This window comes from Pseudomonas sp. R76, assembly GCF_009834565.1.
Classification (GTDB): Bacteria; Pseudomonadota; Gammaproteobacteria; order Pseudomonadales; family Pseudomonadaceae; genus Aquipseudomonas.
The window spans coordinates 6,783,704-6,810,286 of sequence record NZ_CP019428.1 but is presented as its reverse complement, the minus strand read 5'-3'; the positions used below and the strand labels follow the sequence as shown (position 1 = coordinate 6,810,286).

Genomic DNA, 26,583 nt, shown 5'->3' with positions numbered 1-26,583 from the left:
AGCAAGAATGGCTAAGGTATTCGCGATAGCGAACCAAAAAGGTGGCGTGGGCAAAACCACCACCTGCATCAACCTCGCAGCATCCCTAGTCGCGACCAAGCGCCGGGTGCTGTTGATCGATCTCGATCCACAGGGCAACGCCACCATGGGTAGCGGTGTGGATAAACACGGCCTGGAAAACTCGGTCTACGACTTGCTCATTGGCGAGTGCGACCTGGCCCAGGCCATGCACTATTCCGAGCATGGCGGTTATCAACTGCTGCCGGCCAACCGCGATTTGACCGCGGCGGAAGTGGTGCTGCTGGAAATGCAGATGAAAGAAAGCCGTCTGCGCAGCGCCTTGGCGCCGATCCGCGAGAATTACGACTACATTTTGATCGACTGCCCGCCGTCGCTGTCGATGCTGACGTTGAACGCATTGGTGGCAGCCGATGGGGTGATTATCCCCATGCAGTGCGAGTACTTCGCGCTCGAAGGCTTGAGCGACCTTGTGGATAACATCAAGCGTATCGCCGAGTTGCTCAACCCGAACCTGCAAATCGAAGGCCTGCTGCGGACCATGTACGATCCGCGCCTGAGCCTGATGAACGATGTGTCGGCGCAGCTCAAGGAACACTTCGGTGATCAGCTGTACGACACCGTGATTCCACGCAACATCCGCCTGGCCGAAGCGCCAAGCTATGGCATGCCCGCGCTGGCGTACGACAAATCATCCCGTGGTGCCATTGCCTATCTGGCACTGGCCGGCGAGATGGTTCGCCGTCAACGCCGCAACTCACGCACCGCTGCAGCCCAGCCAACTTAAGGAATCCCCATGGCCGTCAAGAAACGAGGTCTCGGACGTGGACTGGATGCACTGCTGAGTGGTCCGACTGTCACTTCGCTTGAAGAACAAGCGGTGCAAGCCGACGAGCGCGAGCTGCAACACCTGCCGCTGGACCTGATCCAGCGCGGTAAATATCAGCCACGCCGGGACATGGACCCCCAGGCGCTGGAAGAACTGGCCAATTCGATCAAGGCCCAGGGCGTGATGCAGCCGATCGTGGTGCGCCCGATTGGCGGCGGCCGCTTTGAGATCATCGCTGGCGAACGCCGCTGGCGCGCCAGCCAGCAGGCCGGCAAGGACACCATCCCGGCGATGGTGCGCGATGTGCCGGACGAAACCGCTATCGCCATGGCGTTGATCGAGAACATCCAGCGTGAAGACCTCAACCCAATCGAGGAAGCGATCGCCCTGCAGCGTTTGCAGCAGGAATTCAAACTGACGCAACAGGAAGTGGCCGATGCGGTGGGTAAATCCCGCGTCACCGTGTCCAACTTGTTGCGCCTGATTGCGCTGCCGGAAGTCATCAAGACCATGTTGTCCCACGGCGACCTGGAAATGGGTCACGCCCGTGCTTTGCTCGGTTTGCCGGAAAATCAACAGGTTGAAGGGGCGCGACACGTTGTCGCACGCGGCCTCACCGTTCGTCAGACTGAAGCGTTGGTTCGCCAATGGCTCAGCGGTAAACCTGCACCGGTCGAAACCGCCAAACCTGATCCGGATATCGCGCGACTCGAGCAGCGCCTGGCCGAGCGCCTAGGCTCTGCGGTGCAAATTCGTCACGGCAAGAAAGGCAAAGGGCAATTAGTCATCGGATATAACTCACTCGATGAGCTTCAGGGCGTCCTTGCCCACATCCGCTGAAACATTTGCTTATGTAGCGCGCGATCGGAAAACACTACCCGACAGTTGAATAGGGGCAGAACCGCCCCTATACTCTGCGCGCATTTTGTCGGCACAAATTATGCCAAGTTATTGATTCTCGGCAGCCGACCATTGAGGAGCAAGAGTGATGGAAACCCGCACGCCAAACACGTTGCCGTTCCATCGCTTGGCCGTTTTCCCGGTTTTATTGGCTCAATTTGTCATTTTGCTGATCGCCGCGTTGGCGCTTTGGTATTGGCATGGAGTCGTAGCCGGATATTCAGGACTCTGCGGAGGCCTGATAGCCTTGCTGCCCAATATGTATTTTGCTCACAGGGCCTTTCGGTTTTCCGGCGCCCGAGCAGCCCAGGCTATCGTCCGGTCTTTTTATGCTGGCGAAGCAGGGAAACTGATTTTGACGGCAGTGCTGTTTGCACTGACCTTTGCAGGTGTGAAGCCATTGGCGCCGCTGGCTGTATTCGGCGTCTTCGTGTTGACCCAACTGGTCAGCTGGTTCGCTCCCCTGCTAATGAAAACAAGACTTTCGAAACCTTAGGGCGTTTGAGGCAACCATGGCAGAAACAACCGCTTCGGGCTATATCCAGCACCACTTGCAGAACCTGACCTTCGGTCAGCTTCCCAACGGCGGCTGGGGCTTCGCCCACTCCGCAGCAGAAGCCAAAGAAATGGGCTTCTGGGCTTTCCACCTGGATACTCTGGGCTGGTCGGTCGCATTGGGTCTGATCTTCGTCCTGATTTTCCGCATGGCGGCAAAAAAGGCGACTTCCGGTCAGCCAGGTGCTTTGCAGAACTTCGTTGAAGTACTGGTCGAATTCGTCGATGGCAGCGTGAAAGACAGCTTCCATGGCCGTAGCCCGGTGATTGCACCGTTGGCACTGACCATCTTCGTCTGGGTGTTCCTGATGAACGCCGTCGACCTGATCCCGGTGGACTGGATTCCTCAGTTGGCCATGGCGATTTCCGGCGACCCGCACATCCCATTCCGTGCCGTATCGACCACTGACCCGAACGCTACCCTGGGCATGGCCCTGTCGGTGTTCGCGTTGATCATTTTCTACAGCATCAAGATCAAGGGCATCGGCGGCTTCATCGGCGAACTGACCCTGCACCCGTTCGGCAGCAAGAACATCTTCGTTCAAGCCCTGCTGATCCCGGTGAACTTCCTGCTGGAATTCGTGACCCTGATCGCCAAGCCAATTTCCCTGGCCCTGCGACTGTTCGGCAACATGTATGCCGGCGAGCTGGTGTTCATCCTGATCGCTGTGATGTTCGGCAGCGGCCTGCTCTGGCTTAGCGGCCTGGGCATTGTTCTGCAGTGGGCGTGGGCTGTGTTCCACATCCTGATCATCACCCTGCAGGCCTTCATCTTCATGATGCTGACCATCGTCTACCTGTCGATGGCGCACGAAGAGAACCATTAAGACCGGTCTCGACCAGTCTGATGTCCTTCCCGGTAACACGGGAAGGTGGCCCAACAGGGCTATGAAACGATTTGTTTTACCGCTTTAAAATCTAAAAAACCTAAACCATACGACGTAAAAGTCGGGAGGAAAGATGGAAACTGTAGTTGGTCTAACCGCTATCGCTGTTGCACTGTTGATCGGCCTGGGCGCCCTGGGTACTGCCATTGGTTTCGGCCTGCTCGGCGGCAAGTTCCTGGAAGGCGCAGCGCGTCAGCCAGAAATGGTGCCAATGCTGCAAGTTAAAATGTTCATCGTTGCCGGCCTGCTCGACGCCGTGACCATGATCGGTGTTGGTATCGCTCTGTTCTTCACCTTCGCGAACCCCTTCGTTGGTCAACTCGCCGGTTAATCACTCGTTTTTTCGAGTGATTGGTGTGTTGTGCAACGAACGAGCGAGGTATTGGCGTGAACATTAATGCAACCATTATTGGTCAGTCCTTAGCGTTCTTGATTTTTGTCGTTTTCTGCATGAAGTTCGTATGGCCTCCGGTCATCGCGGCTCTGCATGAACGTCAAAAGAAGATCGCGGATGGACTGGACGCTGCCACCCGTGCAGCTCGCGACCTGGAGTTGGCCCAAGAGAAAGCGGGCCATCAACTGCGCGATGCTAAGGCACAGGCAGCTGAAATCATTGAGCAAGCCAAGAAGCGCGGTAATCAGATTGTTGAAGAGGCTGTTGAAAAAGCCCGTATCGACGCTGACCGTGTGAAGGTTCAGGCTCAGGCCGAGATCGAGCAGGAACTGAACGGTGTCAAAGATGCGCTGCGTGCCCAACTGGGTGCTCTGGCCGTCGGCGGTGCTGAGAAGATCCTGGGTGCCACAATCGATCAAAACGCGCACGCGGAGCTGGTAAACAAACTGGCTGCTGAAATTTAAGCGAGGGCGATCATGGCAGAATTGACCACGTTGGCCCGACCTTACGCTAAGGCAGCCTTCGAGCACGCCCAGGCCCACCAGCAGCTGGCCTCTTGGTCAGCCATGCTCGGCCTGGCTGCAGCAGTGTCGCAAGACGACACCATGCAGCGCGTGCTCAAGGCCCCGCGACTGACGAGCGCAGACAAGGCCGCCACGTTTATTGACGTGTGCGGCGACAAGTTTGATGTGAAAGTGCAGAACTTCATCCACGTCGTTGCCGAAAACGACCGTCTCCCGCTGTTGCCGGAGATTGCCGCTCTTTTCGACCTGTACAAGGCCGAGCAAGAGAAGTCGGTAGACGTTGAAGTGACCAGTGCTTTTGCATTGAACCAAGAACAGCAAGACAAACTCGCCAAGGTTCTCAGTGCACGACTCGACCGGGAAGTGCGCCTGCAAGTTGCGGAAGACCCATCCCTCATTGGGGGTGTTGTCATTCGCGCCGGCGACCTGGTTATCGATGGCTCGATTCGCGGCAAACTCGCGAATCTTGCCGAAGCATTGAAATCTTGAGTTTGAAGGGGCAGCAGAGCAATGCAGCAAGTCAATCCTTCCGAAATAAGTGAAATTATCAAGGGCCGCATCGACAAGCTCGATGTGACCTCCCAAGCCCGTAACGAAGGCACTGTCGTCAGCGTATCTGACGGCATCGTGCGGATTCACGGTCTGGCCGACGTAATGTACGGCGAGATGATCGAGTTTCCGGGCGGCGTCTACGGTATGGCCCTCAACCTGGAGCAAGACTCCGTAGGTGCCGTTGTATTGGGCGCGTACACCAGTCTGGCTGAAGGCATGAGCGCCAAGTGCACAGGCCGCATCCTGGAAGTTCCGGTTGGTAAGGAACTGCTGGGTCGCGTAGTCGACGCACTGGGTAACCCTGTTGACGGTAAAGGTCCACTGGGCAACACCGAGACCGACGCGGTCGAGAAAGTTGCTCCAGGCGTGATCTGGCGTAAGTCGGTAGACCAGCCTGTACAGACTGGCTACAAGGCTGTCGATGCCATGATCCCAGTCGGCCGTGGCCAGCGTGAGCTGATCATCGGTGACCGTCAGATCGGTAAAACCGCTCTGGCGATCGACGCGATCATCAACCAGAAGAACAGCGGCATTTTCTGCGTCTACGTAGCCATTGGTCAGAAGCAATCGACCATCGCCAACGTGGTTCGCAAGCTGGAAGAAAACGGCGCCCTGGCCAACACGATCATCGTGGCTGCCAGTGCTTCGGAATCTCCTGCGCTGCAATTCCTGGCACCGTACTCCGGTTGCACCATGGGTGAATTCTTCCGCGACCGCGGTGAAGACGCGCTGATCGTTTATGACGATCTGTCCAAGCAAGCAGTGGCTTACCGCCAGATTTCCCTGCTGCTGCGCCGTCCACCAGGCCGTGAAGCGTACCCAGGCGACGTGTTCTATCTCCACTCCCGTCTGCTGGAGCGCGCATCCCGCGTATCCGAAGAGTACGTAGAGAAGTTCACCAACGGCGCAGTGACCGGCAAAACCGGTTCCCTGACCGCACTGCCGATCATCGAAACCCAGGCTGGCGACGTTTCCGCGTTCGTTCCGACCAACGTGATTTCCATCACCGACGGTCAGATCTTCCTGGAATCGGCCATGTTCAACTCGGGCATCCGCCCTGCAGTGAACGCCGGTGTTTCGGTATCCCGTGTGGGTGGTGCCGCTCAGACCAAGATCATCAAGAAGCTGTCCGGTGGTATCCGTACCGCTCTGGCTCAGTACCGTGAACTGGCGGCATTCGCCCAGTTCGCTTCTGACCTGGACGAAGCGACCCGTAAGCAACTTGAGCATGGTCAGCGCGTTACCGAGCTGATGAAGCAGAAGCAATACGCCCCAATGTCGATCGCTGACATGGCGTTGTCGCTGTATGCCGCTGAGCGTGGGTTCCTGACCGACGTTGAAATCGCCAAGGTCGGCAGCTTTGAACAAGCGCTGATTGCTTACTTCAACCGCGATCACGCCGAATTGATGGCGAAGATCAACGTGAAGGGTGACTTCAATGACGATATCGATGCTGGCATGAAAGCCGGTATCGAGAAGTTCAAGGCCACCCAAACCTGGTAAGCCGCAGCGGGAGCCGCAAGGCTCCCGCTTGCTAACCTGATAGGTGTTACATGGCAGGCGCAAAAGAGATTCGCAGTAAGATTGCGAGCATCAAAAGCACGCAAAAAATTACCAGCGCCATGGAAAAAGTGGCGGTCAGCAAAATGCGCAAGGCACAAATGCGCATGGCTGCTAGCCGTCCTTATGCGGAGCGTATCCGCCAGGTAATTGGGCATCTGGCCAACGCCAACCCGGAATACCGCCACCCGTTCATGATCGACCGCGACGTTAAGCGTGTGGGTTATGTGGTAGTGAGCAGTGACCGTGGTTTGTGCGGTGGTTTGAATACCAACCTGTTCAAGGCCCTGGTCAAGGACATGGCGGTAAACCGCGAAAAGGGCGTCGAGATCGATCTGTGTGTTGTTGGTAGCAAGGGTGCGGCCTTTTTCCGTAACTTCGGCGGTAACGTCGTTGCAGCTATCAGCCACCTGGGTGAAGAGCCGTCGATCAATGATTTGATCGGCAGTGTGAAGGTGATGCTGGATGCGTACCTGGAAGGCCGGATTGACCGCCTCTCCGTGGTATCCAACAAGTTCATCAACACCATGACCCAGCAGCCGACCGTGGAGCAATTGATTCCACTGGTGGCGACTCCGGATCAGGAACTCAAGCACCACTGGGACTACCTCTACGAACCAGACGCCAAAGAGCTGCTTGACGGCTTGATGGTGCGCTACGTGGAGTCGCAGGTTTACCAGGCGGTGGTCGAGAACAACGCAGCTGAACAAGCGGCGCGGATGATCGCGATGAAAAACGCTACCGATAACGCCGGTGATCTGATCAGCGATTTGCAGCTGATCTACAACAAGGCGCGTCAGGCTGCGATCACCCAAGAGATCTCGGAAATCGTCGGCGGCGCTGCCGCGGTTTAACGGTTCAAATATTCAGAGGATCCAGCTATGAGTAGCGGACGTATCGTTCAAATCATCGGCGCCGTTATCGACGTGGAATTTCCACGCGACAGCGTACCGAGCATCTACAACGCGCTGAAAGTACAAGGCGCGGAAACCACCCTGGAAGTTCAGCAGCAGCTGGGCGACGGCGTGGTTCGTACCATTGCGATGGGTTCCACCGAAGGCTTGAAGCGCGGTCTGGACGTTGTCGACACTGGCGCTGCCATCTCCGTACCGGTCGGTAAAGCGACCCTGGGCCGGATCATGGACGTACTGGGCAACCCGATTGACGAAGCTGGCCCGATCGACACCGAAGAGCGCTGGGGCATTCACCGTCCAGCTCCTTCGTTCGCCGAGCAAGCTGGCGGCAACGATCTGCTGGAAACCGGCATCAAGGTTATCGACCTGGTTTGCCCGTTCGCCAAAGGCGGTAAAGTCGGTCTGTTCGGTGGTGCCGGTGTAGGCAAGACCGTAAACATGATGGAACTGATCCGTAACATCGCCATCGAGCACAGCGGTTATTCCGTGTTCGCCGGTGTGGGTGAGCGTACTCGTGAGGGTAACGACTTCTACCACGAGATGAAGGACTCCAACGTTCTGGACAAAGTGGCACTGGTTTACGGTCAGATGAACGAGCCGCCGGGTAACCGTCTGCGCGTAGCACTGACTGGCCTGACCATGGCCGAGAAGTTCCGTGACGAAGGTAACGACGTTCTGCTGTTCGTCGACAACATCTACCGTTACACCTTGGCCGGTACTGAAGTATCCGCACTGCTGGGCCGTATGCCTTCCGCAGTAGGTTACCAGCCGACCCTGGCTGAAGAGATGGGCGTTCTGCAAGAACGTATCACTTCGACCAAAGAAGGTTCGATCACCTCGATCCAAGCGGTATACGTACCTGCGGATGACTTGACTGACCCATCGCCTGCTACCACCTTCGCCCACTTGGACGCCACCGTCGTTCTATCCCGTGACATCGCTTCCCTGGGTATCTACCCAGCGGTCGATCCACTCGACTCGACTTCGCGCCAGCTGGACCCGAACGTGATCGGCCAGGAGCACTACGACACCGCTCGCGGCGTTCAGTACGTGCTGCAGCGTTACAAAGAACTGAAGGACATCATTGCGATCCTGGGTATGGACGAGCTGTCGGAAACCGACAAGCAGTTGGTATCCCGCGCTCGTAAGATCCAGCGCTTCTTGTCGCAGCCGTTCTTCGTGGCTGAAGTCTTCACCGGTGCTTCGGGTAAATACGTTTCTCTGAAAGACACCATTGCTGGCTTCAAAGGCATCCTCAACGGTGACTACGACCACCTGCCAGAACAAGCGTTCTACATGGTCGGCGGCATCGAAGAAGCGATCGAGAAAGCCAAGAAACTGTAATCCCGGCGCCCGGCAACGGGCGCTCATCAGGTTGAGGCAATCAGATGGCTATGACAGTCCATTGCGATATCGTCAGCGCGGAAGGGGAAATCTTCTCCGGTCTGGTAGAAATGGTGATTGCACACGGCGAACTCGGTGACCTGGGTATTGCCATGGGCCACGCGCCGTTGATCACCAGCTTGAAGCCAGGTCCGATCACTCTGACCAAGCAAGGCGGGGACAAAGAGGTGTTTTACATCTCTGGTGGTTTCCTCGAGGTTCAGCCGAACATGGTCAAGGTACTTGCCGACACCGTGCAACGTGCTGGCGACTTGGATGAAGCCTCCGCTCAGGAAGCCGTCAAGGCTGCCGAGAAGGCCCTGAACGAAAAGGGCGCGGACTTCGACTACAGCGCTGCTGCTGTACGTCTGGCCGAGGCTGCAGCTCAGCTGCGCACGCTCCAGCAGTTGCGCAAGAAGTAAGCGGCCACGCCGCCATGCTTCAAGCGCGATTGATTAAAAAGGGTAGCCTCGGCTACCCTTTTTCTTTTTTTGCAAAACACTTCTCTGGTCTAAAGCCGGACCGCCCAGGATTGGTAGCCATTCATGTCTCTTGAAATCGTCATTCTCGCCGCAGGCCAGGGCACCCGCATGCGTTCGGCCCTGCCCAAGGTGCTGCACCCGGTCGCGGGCAACTCCATGCTCGGCCATGTTATCCACAGCGCCCGGCAACTCGACCCACAGCGTATTCACGTGGTCATCGGCCATGGCGCCGATGTGGTACGTGAACGCCTGGCGGCAGATGACCTGAATTTCGTTTTGCAGGACAAACAGCTCGGCACCGGCCATGCCACCGCGCAAGCCGTGCCGTTCATCAGCGCCGACACCGTGCTGATCCTCTACGGCGACGTGCCGCTGATCGAAGTGGAAACCCTGCAGCGCCTGCTCAAGCACGTAGTGCCCGGCCAGATGGGCCTGCTCACCGTTGAGCTGGATGACCCCACCGGCTATGGCCGCATCGTGCGCAATGCCGATGGCAAGGTGGCGGCTATCGTCGAGCACAAAGACGCCAGCGAAGCCCAGCGTGCAATCACTGAAGGCAACACCGGGATTCTCGCGGTGCCGGCCAACAAGCTCGCCGACTGGATGAGCCGCCTGTCCAACAACAACGCCCAGGGCGAGTACTACCTCACCGACGTGATCGAGATGGCGGTGAGCGATGGCCTGCTGGTCGCCACCGAGCAGCCCCACGACCCGATGGAAGTGCAGGGCGCCAACGACCGCAAGCAACTCGCCGAGCTTGAACGCCACTACCAACTGCGCGAAGGCCGCCGCCTGATGGCCCAAGGTGTGACCCTGCGTGACCCGGCCCGCTTCGATGTGCGCGGTGAAGTCACCGTGGGCCGTGACGTGCTGATCGACATCAACGTGATCCTCGAAGGCCGCGTGATCATTGAAGACGACGTGGTGATTGGCCCCAACTGCGTAATCAAGGACAGCACCCTGCGCAAAGGCGTGGTGGTGAAAGCCAACAGCCATATCGACGGCGCGGTGATGGGCGAGGGCAGCGATGCCGGCCCGTTTGCGCGGTTGCGTCCGGGCAGTGTGCTCGGCGCCAGGGCCCATGTGGGTAACTTCGTCGAGCTGAAAAACGCGCAAATGGGTGAGGGCGCAAAAGCCGGTCACCTGACTTACCTGGGCGATGCAGTCATTGGCGCGCGCACCAACATCGGTGCCGGCACTATTACCTGCAACTACGATGGCGCGAACAAGCACCAGACTGTGTTGGGCGAAGACGTGTTTATCGGCTCCAACAATTCATTGGTTGCCCCGGTAAAAGTAGGCGATGGCGCCACCACCGCCGCGGGTTCGACTATCAATCAGGATGTGGATAACTTGCAGCTCGGCGTAGCCCGCGCCCGCCAACGCAACATCGACGGTTGGAAACGCCCGGTCAAAATCAAGAAGACCTGAGTTATCCACAACCCAACTGGCTAATGCTATCTCCTGTGGGAGCTGGCTTGCCTGCGATAGCGGTCTGGCATTTACCCTGAATGTCGCCTGACAATCCGCTATCGCAGGCAAGCCAGCTCCCACATTTGATTTGTGGCGACTTTAAAAATATCGCGTGCCGCGCTTGACGATCTTCCCCCAATAGGTTTTGATTGCCTTCGTTATCTTTCGAAACGAAACTTACCATCACCATGTCGAAACGAAATACACCCCAACGACGCCACAACATCCTGACCTTGCTCAATGAACAGGGCGAAGTCAGCGTGGACGAGTTGGCCAAGCGTTTCGAAACTTCGGAAGTGACCATCCGCAAGGACTTGGCCGCGCTGGAAAGCAATGGCCTGCTGCTGCGCCGCTACGGTGGCGCCATCACCATGCCCCAAGAGCTGGTGGGCGACGCCGCGCAACCCATCTCGGCCTACAAGCGTGCCATCGCGCGTGCGGCCGTGATGCGCCTGCGTGAACACGCGCGCATCATCATCGACAGCGGCAGCACTACCGCCGCCATGATCCCCGAGCTGGGCCATCAGCCCGGCCTGGTGGTGATGACCAACTCCTTGCACGTGGCCAGCGCCTTGAGCGAGCTGGAACACGAACCGGTGCTGCTCATGACCGGCGGCACCTGGGACCCGCATTCGGATTCATTCCAGGGCCAGGTCGCCGAGCAAGTGCTGCGTTCCTACGACTTTGATCAGCTGTTCATCGGCGCCGACGGCATCGATCTGCAGCGCGGCACCACCACCTTCAACGAACTGCTGGGCCTGAGCCGCGTGATGGCCGAGGTCGCCCGTGAAGTGGTGGTGATGGTCGAATCCGACAAGATCGGCCGCAAGATTCCCAACCTGGAACTGCCTTGGAGCAGCGTCCATACCCTTATTACCGATGATCGCCTGCCGCTTGAGGCCCGCGACCAGATCCAAGCCCGCGGCATTACGCTGATATGCGCGGCAATCATCTAGGAGAAAAACCATGTGTGGAATTGTAGGCGCAGTCGCTGAACGCAACGTCACCGCCATCCTGCTTGAAGGCCTCAAGCGCCTGGAATACCGTGGCTACGACAGCGCCGGTGTGGCGGTCTTCACCAACGCCGGCAAGCTGGAGCGCATGCGCCGCCCGGGCAAGGTCAGCGAACTGGAGCAAGCATTGCTCGGCGAGCCGCTGGTCGGTCGCCTCGGCATCGCCCACACCCGTTGGGCCACCCACGGTGCGCCATGCGAACGCAACGCGCACCCACACTTCTCCGGTGACTTGGCAGTGGTGCACAACGGCATCATCGAAAACCATGAAGTGCTGCGCGAGCAGCTCAAAGGCCTGGGCTACGTGTTCACCTCGGACACCGACACCGAAGTCATCGCCCACCTGCTGAACCACAAGCTCAAGGACCTCGGCGACCTGACCGTCGCCCTCAAGGCCACCGTTAAAGAACTGCACGGCGCCTACGGCCTGGCCGTGGTCAGCGCCAGCCAGCCAGACCGCGTGGTTGCCGCACGCAGTGGCAGCCCACTGGTGATCGGCCTGGGCCTGGGCGAAAACTTCCTCGCCTCCGACCAACTGGCGCTGCGCCAGGTCACCGACCGCTTCATGTACCTGGAAGAAGGCGATATCGCCGACATCCGTCGTGAAAGCGTGGCGATCTGGGACGTTAACGGCAATTCCGTGGAACGCGAAGCCGTGCAATACCGCGACGGCGCCGAAGCCGCCGACAAAGGCGAATTCCGCCACTTCATGCTCAAGGAAATCCACGAGCAGCCATCCGTGGTGCAACGCACTCTGGAAGGCCGCCTCAGCCAGAGCCAAGTGCTGGTTAACGCCTTCGGCCCACAAGCCGCCGAGCTGTTCGCCAAAGTACGCAACGTGCAAATCGTCGCCTGCGGCACCAGCTACCACGCCGGCATGGTTGCCCGTTATTGGCTGGAAGAACTGGCCGGCATCCCGTGCCAGGTCGAAGTCGCCAGCGAATTCCGCTACCGCAAGGTGGTGGTGCAACCCGACACCCTGTTCGTGACCATCTCCCAGTCCGGCGAAACCGCCGACACCCTGGCTGCGCTGCGCAACGCCAAAGAGCTGGGCTTCCTCGCCAGCCTGGCCATCTGCAACGTCAGCATCAGCTCGCTGGTGCGCGAATCCGACCTGACCCTGCTGACCCAGGCCGGTCGTGAAATTGGCGTGGCCTCCACCAAAGCCTTCACCACCCAGCTGGTCGGCCTGTTGCTGCTGACCCTGTCCCTGGGCCAAGTGCGCGGCACCCTCGCCGAAGGCGTCGAAGCCACGCTGGTAGAAGAACTGCGCCGCCTGCCAACCCGCCTCGGTGAAGCCCTGGCCATGGACAGCACCGTGGAAAAAGTCGCCGAACTGTTCGCCGACAAAAACCACACCCTGTTCCTCGGCCGCGGCGCGCAATACCCGGTGGCGATGGAAGGCTCGCTCAAACTCAAGGAAATCTCGTACATCCACGCCGAAGCTTACCCAGCCGGTGAGCTGAAACACGGCCCACTGGCCCTGGTGGATGACGACATGCCAGTGGTCACCGTCGCGCCGAACAACGAACTGCTGGAAAAGCTCAAATCCAACCTGCAGGAAGTCCGCGCCCGTGGCGGCCAACTGATCGTATTCGCCGACGAAAAAGCCGGCATGACCAATGGCGAAGGCACCCACGTCATCAACATGCCGCACATCCACGACACCCTGTCGCCGATCCTCTACACCATCCCGTTGCAACTGCTGTCGTACTACGTCGCCGTGCTGAAAGGGACGGACGTGGACCAGCCGCGCAACCTGGCGAAGTCGGTGACGGTGGAGTAGTACTGCGCAGGCGTATACTGTCTTGAAGCTACGAAATAAAGTCTGTCGGAAATAAATAAAGTCTGTCGCTGGCGCCTTCCTGCCCCCCCGGTTGAGCAGCCAGCGACGTTTTCCTCCGTGCCTCATTGCTCTCGACGCAGCTCTAGGTTTTATCGAAAAAATGATCTTAGCTATTCAGCCTGAGGAAACTGTGCGTTCCTTTGTGGAAAGAACTCTTTTTATTAAAGGAAAACACTCTTCCGAAGAAATTTTTCAGAGGTTTCCCAAAAACTGCGTATTACGAGCGGATATTTTGTTAATCGCCGAAATGCAGGGATGGATTGGCTGCTATGGCTTGAACAAGATGCTTCATAGGCATACTAACTATCCGTTAAAGAAGGTTTTCAAGAATGTTCAAGATATCTCCTACTCTAGGGACGAATACATAGGTCAATCGAGGTGCTACGACTCAAATAGAACCCCATCAGGGTTTTGTCCTGTTTGTGTTGCCGAAGATATTGAACGCTTAGGATTTTCCTTCTGGCGACGTGCTCACTGTTGTGAGCTGAAAGTCTGTGCTGAACACAATGTAGAGCTTGTTAAGCGCTGCCCCTTCTGTGACAGGCAGTTTTGCCATGGAGGTCATAATTTGGGAGTGATGTGGACCAGCTGCGAGGGTCGGTATCTTAAAGACTGCCCTGTGACGCTGAACACAGATCCATATGAGCTAAAGAAAGCTCAGATTTTTACGGATATTCTGTCATTCACCCATCACCTCTCAGAGGAGTCAGTTCTCGCGGTCTTGGATGAAAAAGTCCATAAAAACGATAACCTAAAGCGTAGAGTTTTGAACTCTGGATCCAACATGCAGTTGGGAGAAATAATTAAATGGCGGCTGGAAACTGTTAAGACGTCGAGGTCTGTAAACAGGCTTCCACACGGAGAATCCACTGATTTTATTATCCAGGCTATAGTCGAAGCCTATGGAAAGTTTGCGGACTTTGTCAGTGATGTGAAAGCATATGGAGACGAAATCCGCCCGATTGAGTCATTGTGGTCCACGTATATTTCAGGGCATCAAGAATCAACACATTTCGTTGAAGAAGACTACGACCAAGGTGTTGGTGTTTGGTGTTGTCCGTTCCCTGCTAAGGACTTATTGCGAATGTGGGATTGGCGGCCAGTTTATTATCCATGCTGTAGTTTTGAACGGCCAAAAAGAAAAGGCCCTCAACCTAAACCCGAACGAGTAAATAATGCGCCGCCGGGTGTTTACAGGCGGAAATAGTTTTCCTCTCTAAATGTACGCTAGGAGGACTAACCTCTAATGAAGTTATTGCCATGAGTTTCGATATCCCCTTCACACTATAAGATCAACTGGTCAATCCTTGGCGGTGAATACCGCTGTTTCCTCTCGCTCACTGCGCCGCCAGGGAGACAGAACAGGTCACATATAAATGCCGTATTCAATTCTGAGCAATACGTCTCGAACCTCGGGATAGCCGCTAGGTTTGGTCAGCATCTCGCAAGGGCTGCGTCGGTTGAGTGCAAGTACTGGTGAACCGAGCCACCTATCGGCGCTTTTACGGTTTCCTAAAGTGTGACTTGCCTGCATCAAGACTTGTACCCGCCTGAGCTCGTAGCCACGGTATGTTGAGCTCCAGCATGCTGGCGGGCGCGAAAGGGCCAATCCTAGGATCGAAATCTTACTCATGTCCTTACACCTCGTTTTTCTTCAGCTAGCGTGAGGGGCTACCGAAATCCGCTGGCCTTACCGCATTGCACGTGGTCGTGAAGGACCGTCGACTTGGAGCGATGCAGCACCGTGGACAAGAATGCTCTTGAGGCGGGGTATCGGTTCCGATTTTCCAAGCAAGACGAGAGCATGGGAACCCGGGCGTAAAGCTCGGTCGTAGTGACTGGACCGCGCTGCCGTCCAGTAATCGCCTCGTACGCCATTCGTATCATGCTGAGCAGACGAGAATCTCGGGCCTCCCAGTCAACGGGGTGTTTTTCCACTTTGGCCGGTTTGACGAAGGTTTGCTCTTTGGCCATCAACCATGCTTTGTCGTTTCTATAAAGCCAGGCATAGATAGAAGGAATGATGTTTCTCAAAGCCTGGACCCCCAGTTCAGGATGCAAATTGTGTAGGTATCGCCACTGCGCTCTGTGCTCCGCTAGCTCCCGGCTGTTCCTAGCTTCAATAGCCAGTGCATTGGTAACTGGATTGGCACGCAACAATCTATTGATCGTTGAGATCGAGATCTCAAGCTCCTCACAAAGCTTCTGTTTCGGAATGCCCTTGCCCAGTTTTGAGAGCAGAACCTCTTTAAGCTCGCCTTTTAATCGTTTGGGCCTTGGAGTGTTTTTGGTTGGAGCCGCAGCGTTTGAAAGCGAGACTTGCTTATCAGGTTTTCGCGATGTAGTGCTAGCGACTCGCTGGACTAATCTGGCGACTTCAGCGTCGTAGGCCTTCAGGAACGAGCGCAGGTCATCAAATAGCCAATCAATCAGTAGCAGATGCTTCAAAGGATGAATGCTTCTGCGGGGGGGACGGATAAGCTGGCTCATAAATGACTCAGTGCTTTTCTCATCTTCCGGCAATGATTCAAACAGATGAAAGCGGCGAAGCGGCTCTATGCGATCAAGCAGCGATGCAGATCTACCCCCTTGGAGCACAGCTGTTCGATAGGTCGCAGCGACGGCGCAGGACTCGAGGGACATTACTCTGCCGATGACCGCAAGATCGATGACATTGTTTGCCAAGTTCAGGAAAGCCGGGCGTAACCACAGCTTCTGTGAGGAGGCCTGTTGGATCAAGCAGTCCTTGGTAGGTAGCGACCATTCAAACCTACCTGACCACCGCCTACTTTTGGTGGATACCATTAGCCAAGCTTGGTGGCGTGGACAGATCAACACACCTGGATATTGGTGTGTGAGGTGCCAGTAAGCTATACCATGGGCGTACACATCCTCGCGCATACAATACGGACATGCTTTCAACGGGTGTTCAGCGCCAAAACCACTTGATACCAAGCCAAGTCGATATTTAAGTGAATCAATTCGATCGCCTTTTATAGTTACTATTGCATCTTCAATTTTGGTTTTATTCTGGAACGGTATAAATACTGAGAATATTGTGTGATGTAGGAGAATCGATTCAGCGTTCCCCCAATAATGAAATCCATTCTGTTCTAAAGCTGCTATGCCGCAAGGAATATCATGCTTTATAAATTTCTCAGATAGGCCCAGCACGGCAGTCGATGTAGTCGCAGGGTCCAGGTTACCCATTACCAGATGCTGTCGACTGCATAGGCTGAATAGTGTTTCGTCGGGTAGCCAGTCCAGCCGAGGGAATTGCCCTCTCACCCATTCCTGACCTGAAGTGACGCTCATGTGGCCTCCGAGCGGAAACAGAGGAAATGAGTTTAGCTGCCGGCTACTCGTGCTACGGATCAATTTCGCCTAAACAGGTAGACGATTATTCACGAATCGTAGGTCCCATAACTGGGGGGATTTACCAGATTTTTTTAATTACCGGGTCATCTATGCATGCGGGTTTTTGGCGCTACAAGCACCGAAAATACTGGGAAGTCAGTAAAAAAGCGCCGGCGGAGGCGCAACTTAGCTGTTTTATTCCAGTTGTCAACCGACATTTTTCAGCGGTACCATGCATCATTAATTGACGTTTACTAAAGGCAGTACTGAATCTGAAGATGCATTACAAACGACCGATGCAAATTCTGCCTAATTAACGTCGAGGTTGCTATCAAAGTGCAGCTATCTCAAACGAGATAGTTTGAGTGCCTATTACTGAAGCTTGAGGAAACACAACATGGAATCTGGATAGAAAACCCAGGAGCCAGATAGACAAAGGCCCAAGTGTGACCTTGGGCCTTTGAGGATAAGTCAGCTTTCGACTCCTGACGAATCCATTGTCTATCCCCTCGCGTAGGGCGTCAAGCCCTGCACGGCTCCGCTCGTCTCCAGAAAAGTATACTGCGCGTGGTGTAGCTATCGCCGTGCCCGCGCTATTGGATGGCTTATTCAACCGATGTAGGTGGACTGTTATGCGTCACCTGCTAAGGATTGAATGGATGGTAGATAACATAAGTGGATCTAAAAAAATCGTTACTCCGCATAATAGGCCGACAAGGCCGTTTCAAATGGGGAGATATTTACTTATCCGGAATTTATGCGGTCCCTGGTGAAGCGCCCAAGGGCTCTCGTATATGCCGCCTTAATAGCAGGAAGCTTGGACGAGCACTGCATCTTCTTTCTACCCCTGAAAGAATCTTCGCACAACTCGCTCTTTATAATCCCGACGTGTTCGAGTTGCATGAGCAGAAAATGCTCAGCCCCATTCCACAAGTTCATCCACTTCAAGGAAACCCCTTAGCTGCTGGGCTGAAACTTCTGCCAGTGAAGGGAACATCATTGGTTGCAGAGGAAATCGGTCTCAAACACGCTACAGCTGTCGTGACCTACGATGATGGTGAGCGCCAGAGGGTTCCCCACCCCTATTTGGGCGATCTGCTTCTCTATATCCAGCCGCAAGGCTCGGACCCCTATGCCGTGAACTGGACAGTAAAGTTGAATGCGATGGATTTTGATGAGGTCGCTCGGGGAAGTTTGAAGAGCTTGGCGAAACAGAAAGAAAACCGCGAGAAAGCTCGCTTACGGCACGCCTTGGAAGAGATTTACTACCACAGTGCAGGCATCAGGACTGTGAGGGTTTCCAGGGATCTGCTGGACCCAGTCCTAGTGGCCAACTTGGATCTTCTGTATGGCTACCATGATCGCGAGATCAGCCTCGAATCAAATCTTCTCGAGGATTTCTCACACGACATCGAAGACTGTGTCACTCAAGGGAGACCAGTAGCGTCCGTTGCCTTGATGTACGGACAGAGGTGGGGGCGGCGTGATCTGTTTCTGACGAAGATCTACAAAGACATATGGGAGCGCAAACTACCTGTCAGTTTGTTTGACCCGATCCTTATCGATCATCCATTGGTGACGGATGCGCCGGATGTTCTGCAGGTCTATGGCTCACTTTTTGCCGGGCTGTCCGAATGATCACTGGTTCTAAGCTGAGAGCACCTGAAGGATTCAAAGGGCTGACGAAGGATGTCGAATACTATTTCCTTGCAGGTGACGGCAGGGCAAACAGGGCACGCCTTGTATTTTTTGATGAAGAGGGCACCACTGCGAGTTTGCTAACGCTTTCCCGGCCTGAATTTGATCTAGCCCTGACCAATGGTGATCTTGTGGAATGCGGTAGTGACGCCACACCTCCTTGGTTAATGGCCATCCGGGGCATTTCAGTGGATCAATTGGAAAAAGATCGGGTAAGGGCAACGAAAAGCTACGATGAAATGGTTAACAAGCGTTACCTCGCCATAGCGGAGTTGGTAGGTCATGCTGAAGAGATGCTCTCGAACGACAATCCCGAATCGATCATCAACGCTCATGCTGCCAATCAGTCACCTTCTCAGAATGCAGCCCGGTTGAGGTTTTGGTTTTTTAGCTATCTAGTGTTCGGCCGCTCGAAGTGGGCGCTTATGCCCAAGTTCGACCGCTGCGGTAGAGGCAAAAGGGAACAGACCGCAGACGGGCAAATGTTGGGAAGGCCGCCAAAGTCAGGACGCAAATCCCGATCCCCTGCTACGGCCGAAATGCAGGCTTCTATCCTGGACGGGTTCATCAAATACAACGATAAAACTAAATCTGACGCTGAAATCTTTGGTGCAGTGCTGGTCGGTGAATTCGGTTGTGTTCCTTTTACAACATCGACAGGAAATAAGAAGTTCTATCATCCCGAAGGTAAGCCTTTCCCCACAAAAGGACAGTACGATTACTACATTGGTCAGGCGATAAGTACGAAGGCGTATAGGAAAGCACGTAGAGGTACCAGTGGGGCTCGAGCTAAGTCCGGGTTTGTTGGGAGCTTTTCCCATGACTTGGTCAATGTAAGCCAACTTGTTGAATTTGACGGCTATAACCCCAAAGGCAAGATAGCTGGCTTGCTCGAAGGATCCGCTATGGATTCGGCCTGTATAGTTCGAGGGGTGTGTGGCCAGTCTGGTGCTGTAGTCGCCTTAGGTTTCTCCGAAAACAAAGAAAACATGGAAGCTTACCGCATGGCCCTGTTCTCGATGGCCATTTGCAAGGTCAAATTTGCGTCGTTGTTTGGCCTGACGATCAGAAAAGAAGACTGGCCCACTTACGGTCTGCCGCAAAACATCGTCTTTGACCGTGGACCAGGCTCTACCATGGGCGTACCGATTCGTTCAGAAGCAGTGGCCCGTGGCGAAATGATGAGTTGGTTATCCAGACTTGAACTGACTCCTACTCACTCGGGTCAGTCGAAAGCAACGGTTGAATCGTCGCATCCTAGGACCAAATCTGACAATGATCAGCCAACACACTTTCATAGCTCTCTCAACTTTGTAGAGATATGCAAGCGGCATATTCTGCAAGCTATTTACGATAACCATGCTTCAGGTACTGAAGGGAAGATGACGCCTGAGATGTTGGAGGTGGGCTTCAGTCCCACCCCACATAACATTTACAAGTTCTATAGTGATCTTGGTTACGATTCCGGCACGGAGGTGAGTTTTGACTACGCAGTGAGAGAATTTCTGACTCCTCGTCCGGCGCACATCAAAAGGAGTGGCGTTTATTTTTACGGTCGTAAGTACAATTCATCGAAGTTGATTGAAACCGAAGTTTTTGACCGGATTGCGTTCAATGGCCAGATACCGGTAACCGCTTATGTCATGACGATGTGTGTCAGACATATCTGGATCGAATTAGAAGGCGTTTTGTACGAGCTGGACTTTGTAAAGCCAGCGAGCGTTCACCCCAGCAGCGTCGACATTTCTCTGTCGGATCTTCAGGCGCTCAATGAGAGTCGGCTGCGCGGCAATGCGCAGCTTCGTGAAGAGCAGCCCGCAATCCTTCAGGATCGCAATGCCCAATTTCTTCACGCCACTGGCAAGGCCTGGGACAGTGGTACCCGCAAGCCTGGGCGCCCTGCCAAGGGCGGAGCGGCTGAGCGTGATGCCGCCGACCAGAAGCGGTTGATGGGGAAAGGCAATGACTAACATCTTTTCTGCGCGCTTTGACGGGCTAGACACGCTGGCTGATATCCGGAGTTTGATTACAGTGCAACCTGATCCGGTAGCCGGGCTTGAGGAATTGAGCCCTGCATTGGCCGCTGAGCGTTTGTCAGAGGTACTGAAGACGATTTTCCTTCCCAACCAGTTTTCTTTGGACTTCATCAAAGATAGCGTTGATCGTGCGCGCAGCTTTTCGGCTGAGAGTTTCTCCACGGACCGGCAATATCAGCGGCGGCTATATCACCCCCCTGAGAACGAGGCGTTTCCTATCTGCCTCACCGGCCTTGCAGGGGTTGGGAAGAGCCAAACTATCAGTGCGCTGATGAAGGTGATGCCTGGACCTGCACCTTATGCATCCGCTCATTACCACGAACCTCATATATTAATCTCGTACTGGTACGCCAGCGCCAGGGGTAAGGCTGGCGGCAGGCAACTGTTGGGAGACTTCCTTGGCGGCGACGCAACAGGGGTGAGAGCGAACACGTCCAAGCTTCTGACCGAATGCCGGCGTAGGGTCAATCGTGATGGTGTATCACTGATGGTGCTCGAAGAAATGCAGCATCAGAGCACTGGGCAAGGCGTAGCCCGGGTGACGGACATATTGCTCACCATGGCCGGGCTTGGGGTTCCTATGATCTATGTGGCCAACTACAGCCTGGGCCACAAATTGCTGACAAGGAACAGTGAGGACAAGCAACGGCTTCTCTCTGAACCCCGTATCATGCTACCGGACCATCCTGACTCGAAGGCCTGGAAGGATTACGTTCTAGAATGCATACGGGTAAGCGGGCGGCGCATATCTGCAGATCCGAGTGCCTTGGTACATGAGCTGTATCGCTGGACGTTCGGTATAAAGCGCCTGGCGGTTCAACTGATCAAGGTGGCGTATCTTGAAGCCCGTGCGGCCCGTCGCCATACGATTACTTTGGAGGACGTCAACAAAGCATACCTTTCAGCCGCTTACTCCAGCAGTAGGGACGACGTTGAAGAGCTAATTCGCCTCAGCGTTCATAAGAACAAAACCAGGGGCAGGCCTGACCTTCGTTGCCCGTTCCCGGTGCCGATGCCATCAAACGTCTTGAGCTTTGCCAAGGACGATCGTGCTTTACGTGTGAGCGAGAAGGTTTTTGTTTCATCCCTTACAGCCGAGGAGCGTAAGACTTTCGAGCAGCTCCACCCACCGGGTTCACCGTCCAATCTCCCTTCGAAGCCTAAGCGAGAGAAGAAACCAGCATTGCCCGCGCAAACTCGGGAAGGGTTAGAGGATGCGTACAGCCGACTGCTCTCAGAGTCCAAAGGTTTGCCTAAGCCAAGAGGGCCAGCAAAGTAAGCGCTACGAAAACGGTCGCGTGTCCACCCAAGACATTTTCAGTCCTATGAAGAGTGCCTGGTCTGCAGCAGCGCAGGCAACACTTCCTCGGCGGAGCCTATGAGCATCAGCTCGTTTGGAGCCCCTAGGCAGACGTCCGCAGTGTTTACGTGGATGACCGTCGCACCAGATGTCGACGCGATTTCAGGAATATCCGCCGCAGGCCTGACGGCTCCTGAAGTCCCGACGGAGATCAGAACGTCGCAATTTTTGACGTCAGCCAATGCTGCTTTCCAAGCTCCGGGAGGCAGATCCTCTCCAAACCACACAACTCCAGGTCGGAGTTTCCCATTGCACCGGGTACACCGCGGCGGCTCTACCCATTGTCCCTCTGCAGAAACCTGAAATTGATCATTCGTGAGTACCGCCGTACGCTTGCAGGCAAAGCAGATCGGGTTGATCAAACTGCCATGCAAATGCACGACGTTCTGAGATCCCGCGCGCTCGTGCAGGTCATCGATATTCTGAGTGATAACTGAAACCTGTATGCCGGTGCTCGCCAGGTGGCTAATCGAAAGATGAGCGGCGTTTGGTTGGGCTTGGCCAGCTTGGGAGCGCCGCCACAGGTACCAACCCCAAACCAGTTGAGGGTTCTCTCGAAAAGCCCGTGCCGTTTCCAGCTTTTCAGGGTCGAGTTTCTCCCAAAAGCCTGTGAGCTTGTCGCGAAATGTTGGAATCCCACTTGCAGCAGAGACGCCGGCTCCGGTGAAAAACACGACCTCTCGAGCGGAGCCCAAGGCTCCGCTAGCTCTATCCCAGTCGTTCATTTGGGGAGGTCGCGTCTGCAGCACAAACGAGCGGGGAGTGATAGCTGCTTTCGGTGGATGAGCTGAAAACCGGACCCATCGGGGACACTTCAGGATCTGACGCTTCTTCGATCCGGCCCGCCAACAGAATTTGAAACGGACTTGGATAGTGACGCAGAAGAAATTTGGCGTCACGGCGTATCCGTTCGGGCAAAGATGAATCTTGGGATAGCTCAAGCAGAAATTTCCCCGTCTGGATGACTGCCTGTGTGCGTTCATTCGGCATGGTCATAGTGAGGCCCTCAAAGTCATTGCGCAGGAGTAGTTGGGTACTCATTCTCGGCAATCTTCAGTTTAGCTCTGTTGAGCTGACATGCCGATCTGCACTTTTTGCCGCTTTAGGTGCTCCTGCACTTCTTCGGCCACGGCTATGGGCGATGAGCAACATCATCGTAAGGATTGCGCAAGGTTTGGATGCAGTAGCCATCCGGCAGTCCATGCACCGCTGGATGGGAATACTGTGATTTCGTTTGAGCTTGAGCCGCCTTCAGTCGAAGAGATGGTCAAGCGGATGGAGGCGACGCTGCCGAATTACCCGTACTTGGTTGCTGTGCGAGACGACCAGGTCGTTGGCTCTGCACACGCAGAAGCGCATCGTAGCGAAGTCGGGCGGGCGTGGTATGACGTGGTGCTGGCGATATGAGGACGCAAGGTTTTCACACAGCTCATGCCGGATCGTGTTGCCGAACAAAGGAAGCGTGGGACTGCACAAAGCACTTGGCCTCTCTCACATCGGCACGCATCCAGAGGTGGGATTCAAGCATGGTGCGTGGCAAGACGTTGGTTATTGCCGCACTGCGCTGGATGTCACGCATCCGCCAAAATCGCCCGAGCCATTCAGTGGGATCAATACGCAGATTTAGTCACTACAGATCATGAAAGTAGCTAATCTTCGGCTTTGGGCTCATGTAGCCGTGCTGCTGCGACCAATCAATGCTGGAAGGTGACCTACCAGCAAGCAGAGGGTAGAGCCAGGAGGCCTTACTGCAATGCTTGAAACCAAGATAGTAGTTGGGGTGATGGTCCCACATCATCGAATTATCAATCGGCGCCGTGCAATTGTATTCGCTGAATTGCAAGCTTCTATTCTCGTTTAGAAAATTGGCAAAATTTGCCAGGCTGCCATGGCCGCCACCACCCATACGATCATTTAAATAAAAGCGACCGCTATACCCCGAGGCAATGTTTGGTTTGTCGTCCTTGCATCTGAACATCAGCAAGGTACCGTCATGTGGGCCTGGATTGCCGTCGGAATCCTCAACGGTGCAGAGCCGGACCAGCTTGATACTGACACCACTGCCGCTGACTGCTGGCTCGAAAAACTCGTGATAGTCCCCGCCAACTTCTGGATATGGAAACATGGAGCTTGAGCCGTTGATTAGCCACTCCAGACTGCAACTGTAGCGGTCAGCAATACGCTTGGCCAGATCAAAGGGCAGCGCTTCACGACCGTCGATGCAGTTCATCAGAGTTGCCGGCGACGTTTCCCCTAAAGCCAAGGCTAGGTGAGGCAAGTCGCTGCGCTCGCCCCAGGAAAAAACGTCGTCTTCGCGCAAGCGCGTAAAGAGCTTTTGCAAACGCTGGCCGGTAGAGCGCTGCCAAGATTCACACAACGACGCTGTCTCAGGCTGAGGCGCTTCGAGGGATTCAAGATAACGCGCCAGTCCAAACCGGGTTTCCCCTTCTAGTGAACGTTCATGCCTGGCAGCTGCCTGTAGCAGCAGTTGGTGCAAGTTATCAGGAAAGTCGCGAACGCTTAATCTGGCCATGCAAGATACTCGCTGTCAATTTGAGGGCATTATGACTATTGGTAGGCATAATAGCGACAAAACGACGGCAAGTGCTATCTGTTACGGGTTGATTTGGATAATCACCTTGCTCAGCCGAGCAGCCGATTCACTAAAGAGGCAGGCTTGCATCTCCCGGCATGTCATTGAGGCCTATTGCCAAATTGCCTTACTTGGCGGCAATGGGCTGCCTCGCGTGCAAATTGGCGCACGGCCTGAGACCGCAATCTTTACAAAAGTCACGTCAGCTTTTGGGTCAAACAGGGTAAGCGCCAATACACAGACGCAAGTGGGTCCCAATGGCCTGGAGACTACTCGCGGCTAAGCATGATCATTATTTGACCGATGTCAGATGTAGACTCATACTTCTGACATTAAAGTGGTAAGAGCAGCCTAAGCCTATGAAGACCCTTCCTGAATCGATCCTAGACCACAGCAGGCGTCTGCCTGAGGGTGGCTTACTGAGTCCCAAAGAGTTTCTACACTTGGGGAGCCGGGCTGCTGTAGATCAGGCGCTTTCAAGATTAGCAAAGGCTGGGCAGCTTATTCGCGCGGCTCGTGGGCTTTACCTAGCCGCCATTACAGACCTGGGTAAGCAAGCAACGCCTTCGATGGATAAGGTTGTTAGCGCCCTGGCTTCGAAGAATCAGGAAGAGATCGTCCTTGATGGGGCGCGCTCTGCAAAGATGCTGGGTCTGTCGGCGCAAGCCCTAGATGGGAACGTTTTTCTCAGCAATGGGCGTACTCGGGCGCTTAAAGTGGGAGATGCAACGGCGGAGATAAGACACGCCCCTCGCTGGATGCTAGCGCTTGGCTCCACGACTGCCGGTGCTGTAATTCGAGCCTTGGCTTGGTTGGGAGAGCGGCGTATAGGTGAGGTGATGGAAAGGCTGCGTAAACAGCTGACTCCCATCGACTGGCAGGCGTTGAGCTCGGTGCGGTCGCTCCTGCCATCTTGGATGGCTCTTGCAATCGGTCGAGAGGTGGGGTGACAGGTTGCAGCTCGGCGGAATTTCGGGAGGGGCCATTTAAGACCACTCCAACATGAACTAGGCTACGCCGCCATGCCAGCTGCCCGGCTCCAAAGTGTTAGCACGTGTGTGTACAGATGTTGAATTGGGAATGGAGTGCCTGATTATGAAAATCAAAATGCGAGACAAGTTATTGGAAATTATGTAGTCCTGACAGGGTTGTCGAAGTCTATATAAGTTTATTAATCAATAACTTAGAAGGTGGTAATTATGGCAAATGGAAAAATTCTCCGTCAGCTGTTCCGAGCAGGTACCGCTGGCGATGCCGATGCGTTTCGTCTTGCCTCTAAAGCGGTTATCGAGGAGGAGCGGCAGAAGCAGCATCATCTTCTGGCTAACGATCTGGAGCAGATCCTCTACGGCAGCGATTTGAATCTCAAGGCATCCAGTAATACGCCACGAGCTCACTACGACGTTCCCGTAGACAAGGAGCGTGGTTTACCACTGCTCGATATAAGAACTCCAAAGCGGTCTCTTGATGAAGTGATACTTCCCCCCAGCAGTTCCGCTGCATTGGAGGAGATCCTTGAGGAGAACCGGCGTGCTGATGTGCTGCGCAGCTACGGCATGAAGCCCGCTGGCAAGGTGATTTTCTTCGGCCCACCCGGCTGCGGAAAGACGCTTGCTGCAGAGGTCGTGGCCTTCGAGCTTGATCGACCTTTAGCTATCGTCCGCTTGGATGCATTGATGTCCTCGTTCTTGGGCGAAACGGCAGCCAACCTTCGTAAGGTCTTCGATTTTATTGCCCAACATCCGTTTGTTGTTCTCTTCGATGAGTTCGATGCCATCGGTAAAGAACGTGGTGATAGTGGCGACCATGGCGAACTAAGACGTGTTGTGAACGCGGTCCTTCAGATGATGGACTCATACGAAGGTCTTAGTTTGATCCTGGCGGCTACCAACCATGAGAAGATCTTAGACTCTGCCATTTGGCGGCGATTCGATGAGTCGATCGAGTTTCCGCTTCCGGATGAAAAGCAGTTGAAGGAGATCTTGTTGCTGAAACTGCGAGGGATCCGTCGTCAATTCGAGATTGACGACAAAGAAGTATTGAAGGAATTTAAAGGTAAGAGCGGCGCGGATATCGAGCGGGTTATTCGCCGCGCCGCCAAACGGATGATCCTGCGAGAGCAAGAGTTTCTGACCATCAAGGAGCTTAAAAGCGCTCTTGTGCGGGAGGACCTCAGAAAGTCCTAAAACATAAATTTTCAAGGAAGAAG

Annotated in this window: 25 protein-coding genes; 20 read left to right on the top strand and 5 right to left on the bottom strand. The window is 54.9% G+C overall.

The features are described from left to right. Window positions 1–7: 7 nt before the first annotated feature. The 15 genes from PspR76_RS30895 (at window position 8) to PspR76_RS30825 (ending at window position 14,537) form a co-directional block, all read left to right on the top strand. Entirely contained in the window at window positions 8–805 is a 798-nt protein-coding gene (locus PspR76_RS30895; protein WP_017477894.1) for a ParA family protein, read from the top strand. Between the two features lie 9 nt (window positions 806–814). Beyond that, complete coding sequence (locus tag PspR76_RS30890) at window positions 815–1,687, top strand: ParB/RepB/Spo0J family partition protein (RefSeq protein WP_094949087.1); 873 nt, start codon at window positions 815–817, stop codon at window positions 1,685–1,687. Window positions 1,688–1,835: 148 nt separating this feature from the next. Beyond that, on the top strand, window positions 1,836–2,243 hold the full coding sequence (locus PspR76_RS30885) for a F0F1 ATP synthase subunit I (protein ID WP_010565865.1): 408 nt from the start codon (window positions 1,836–1,838) through the stop codon (window positions 2,241–2,243). Window positions 2,244–2,259: 16 nt separating this feature from the next. Further along, window positions 2,260–3,129, top strand: a complete 870-nt coding sequence (gene atpB, locus PspR76_RS30880) for a F0F1 ATP synthase subunit A (RefSeq protein ID WP_017736231.1) — start codon at window positions 2,260–2,262, stop codon at window positions 3,127–3,129. A gap of 133 nt (window positions 3,130–3,262) precedes the next feature. Continuing rightward, on the top strand, window positions 3,263–3,520 hold the full coding sequence (atpE, locus tag PspR76_RS30875) for a F0F1 ATP synthase subunit C (protein ID WP_002555987.1): 258 nt from the start codon (window positions 3,263–3,265) through the stop codon (window positions 3,518–3,520). Window positions 3,521–3,576: 56 nt separating this feature from the next. Further along, window positions 3,577–4,047 (top strand): F0F1 ATP synthase subunit B, encoded by a 471-nt coding sequence (locus PspR76_RS30870; protein WP_083355998.1) that lies wholly within the window; start codon window positions 3,577–3,579, stop codon window positions 4,045–4,047. A 12-nt stretch (window positions 4,048–4,059) separates the two neighbouring features. Beyond that, entirely contained in the window at window positions 4,060–4,596 is a 537-nt protein-coding gene (locus PspR76_RS30865) for a F0F1 ATP synthase subunit delta (RefSeq protein ID WP_057439298.1), read from the top strand. A gap of 21 nt (window positions 4,597–4,617) precedes the next feature. Next, entirely contained in the window at window positions 4,618–6,162 is a 1,545-nt protein-coding gene (gene atpA, locus PspR76_RS30860) for a F0F1 ATP synthase subunit alpha (protein WP_159961257.1), read from the top strand. A gap of 50 nt (window positions 6,163–6,212) precedes the next feature. Continuing rightward, a complete protein-coding gene (atpG, locus tag PspR76_RS30855; RefSeq protein ID WP_159961255.1) occupies window positions 6,213–7,073 on the top strand; it encodes a F0F1 ATP synthase subunit gamma in 861 nt (286 codons plus the stop codon). A 27-nt stretch (window positions 7,074–7,100) separates the two neighbouring features. Next, window positions 7,101–8,477 carry a F0F1 ATP synthase subunit beta gene (gene atpD / locus PspR76_RS30850; RefSeq protein ID WP_015886645.1) on the top strand — a complete coding sequence of 459 codons (1,377 nt, stop codon included), beginning with the start codon at window positions 7,101–7,103 and terminating at the stop codon, window positions 8,475–8,477. 44 nt (window positions 8,478–8,521) lie between these two features. Then, window positions 8,522–8,938 carry a F0F1 ATP synthase subunit epsilon gene (locus tag PspR76_RS30845; RefSeq protein WP_159961253.1) on the top strand — a complete coding sequence of 139 codons (417 nt, stop codon included), beginning with the start codon at window positions 8,522–8,524 and terminating at the stop codon, window positions 8,936–8,938. Window positions 8,939–9,061: 123 nt separating this feature from the next. After that, window positions 9,062–10,429 carry a bifunctional UDP-N-acetylglucosamine diphosphorylase/glucosamine-1-phosphate N-acetyltransferase GlmU gene (gene glmU, locus PspR76_RS30840; RefSeq protein ID WP_159961251.1) on the top strand — a complete coding sequence of 456 codons (1,368 nt, stop codon included), beginning with the start codon at window positions 9,062–9,064 and terminating at the stop codon, window positions 10,427–10,429. A 230-nt stretch (window positions 10,430–10,659) separates the two neighbouring features. Then, complete coding sequence (locus tag PspR76_RS30835) at window positions 10,660–11,427, top strand: DeoR/GlpR family DNA-binding transcription regulator (RefSeq protein ID WP_106575964.1); 768 nt, start codon at window positions 10,660–10,662, stop codon at window positions 11,425–11,427. A gap of 10 nt (window positions 11,428–11,437) precedes the next feature. Then, complete coding sequence (gene glmS, locus PspR76_RS30830) at window positions 11,438–13,270, top strand: glutamine--fructose-6-phosphate transaminase (isomerizing) (protein ID WP_159961249.1); 1,833 nt, start codon at window positions 11,438–11,440, stop codon at window positions 13,268–13,270. Between the two features lie 160 nt (window positions 13,271–13,430). Further along, the gene (locus tag PspR76_RS30825) at window positions 13,431–14,537 is read left to right on the top strand and encodes a TniQ family protein (RefSeq protein WP_159961247.1); all 1,107 of its coding nucleotides are present in this window, start codon (window positions 13,431–13,433) and stop codon (window positions 14,535–14,537) included. A 159-nt stretch (window positions 14,538–14,696) separates the two neighbouring features. Here PspR76_RS30825 and PspR76_RS31410 read toward each other — a convergent pair whose 3' ends face one another. Further along, a complete protein-coding gene (locus PspR76_RS31410; protein WP_237235781.1) occupies window positions 14,697–14,864 on the bottom strand; it encodes an antitoxin Xre/MbcA/ParS toxin-binding domain-containing protein in 168 nt (55 codons plus the stop codon). Between the two features lie 137 nt (window positions 14,865–15,001). Further along, the gene (locus PspR76_RS30815; RefSeq protein ID WP_159961245.1) at window positions 15,002–16,645 is read right to left on the bottom strand and encodes a TnsD family Tn7-like transposition protein; all 1,644 of its coding nucleotides are present in this window, start codon (window positions 16,643–16,645) and stop codon (window positions 15,002–15,004) included. A gap of 954 nt (window positions 16,646–17,599) precedes the next feature. Here PspR76_RS30815 and PspR76_RS30810 point away from each other — a divergent pair. Genes PspR76_RS30810 through PspR76_RS30800 form a run of 3 tightly spaced genes read left to right on the top strand, consistent with a single transcriptional unit; the run spans window position 17,600 to window position 21,700 of the window. Further along, entirely contained in the window at window positions 17,600–18,325 is a 726-nt protein-coding gene (locus PspR76_RS30810; RefSeq protein WP_237235709.1) for a transposase, read from the top strand. Beyond that, window positions 18,322–20,355: a transposase gene (locus PspR76_RS30805; RefSeq protein WP_159961243.1), complete on the top strand. Its 2,034-nt coding sequence runs from the start codon at window positions 18,322–18,324 to the stop codon at window positions 20,353–20,355. The genes PspR76_RS30810 and PspR76_RS30805 overlap by 4 nt, the downstream gene beginning before the upstream one ends. Continuing rightward, window positions 20,348–21,700 carry a transposase gene (locus tag PspR76_RS30800; protein WP_159961241.1) on the top strand — a complete coding sequence of 451 codons (1,353 nt, stop codon included), beginning with the start codon at window positions 20,348–20,350 and terminating at the stop codon, window positions 21,698–21,700. Before PspR76_RS30805 ends, PspR76_RS30800 begins: the two co-directional genes overlap by 8 nt. A gap of 44 nt (window positions 21,701–21,744) precedes the next feature. Here the strand turns inward: PspR76_RS30800 and PspR76_RS30795 are convergent, their stop codons facing one another. The 3 genes from PspR76_RS30795 to PspR76_RS30790 form a co-directional block, all read right to left on the bottom strand. After that, window positions 21,745–22,506, bottom strand: coding sequence for an SIR2 family NAD-dependent protein deacylase (locus PspR76_RS30795; RefSeq protein WP_159961239.1), 762 nt, complete (start codon window positions 22,504–22,506; stop codon window positions 21,745–21,747). Beyond that, window positions 22,490–22,771, bottom strand: coding sequence for a BPSL0761 family protein (locus tag PspR76_RS31535; protein ID WP_335928441.1), 282 nt, complete (start codon window positions 22,769–22,771; stop codon window positions 22,490–22,492). Before PspR76_RS31535 ends, PspR76_RS30795 begins: the two co-directional genes overlap by 17 nt. A 640-nt stretch (window positions 22,772–23,411) precedes the next feature. Continuing rightward, window positions 23,412–24,314, bottom strand: a complete 903-nt coding sequence (locus PspR76_RS30790; RefSeq protein WP_159961237.1) for a FitA-like ribbon-helix-helix domain-containing protein — start codon at window positions 24,312–24,314, stop codon at window positions 23,412–23,414. A 419-nt stretch (window positions 24,315–24,733) separates the two neighbouring features. Here PspR76_RS30790 and PspR76_RS31405 point away from each other — a divergent pair, with 419 nt between their 5' ends. Then, entirely contained in the window at window positions 24,734–25,324 is a 591-nt protein-coding gene (locus PspR76_RS31405; protein ID WP_154907161.1) for a DUF6088 family protein, read from the top strand. A gap of 249 nt (window positions 25,325–25,573) precedes the next feature. Beyond that, a complete protein-coding gene (locus PspR76_RS30785; protein ID WP_046070202.1) occupies window positions 25,574–26,560 on the top strand; it encodes an AAA family ATPase in 987 nt (328 codons plus the stop codon). The last annotated feature ends 23 nt before the right edge of the window (window positions 26,561–26,583 follow it).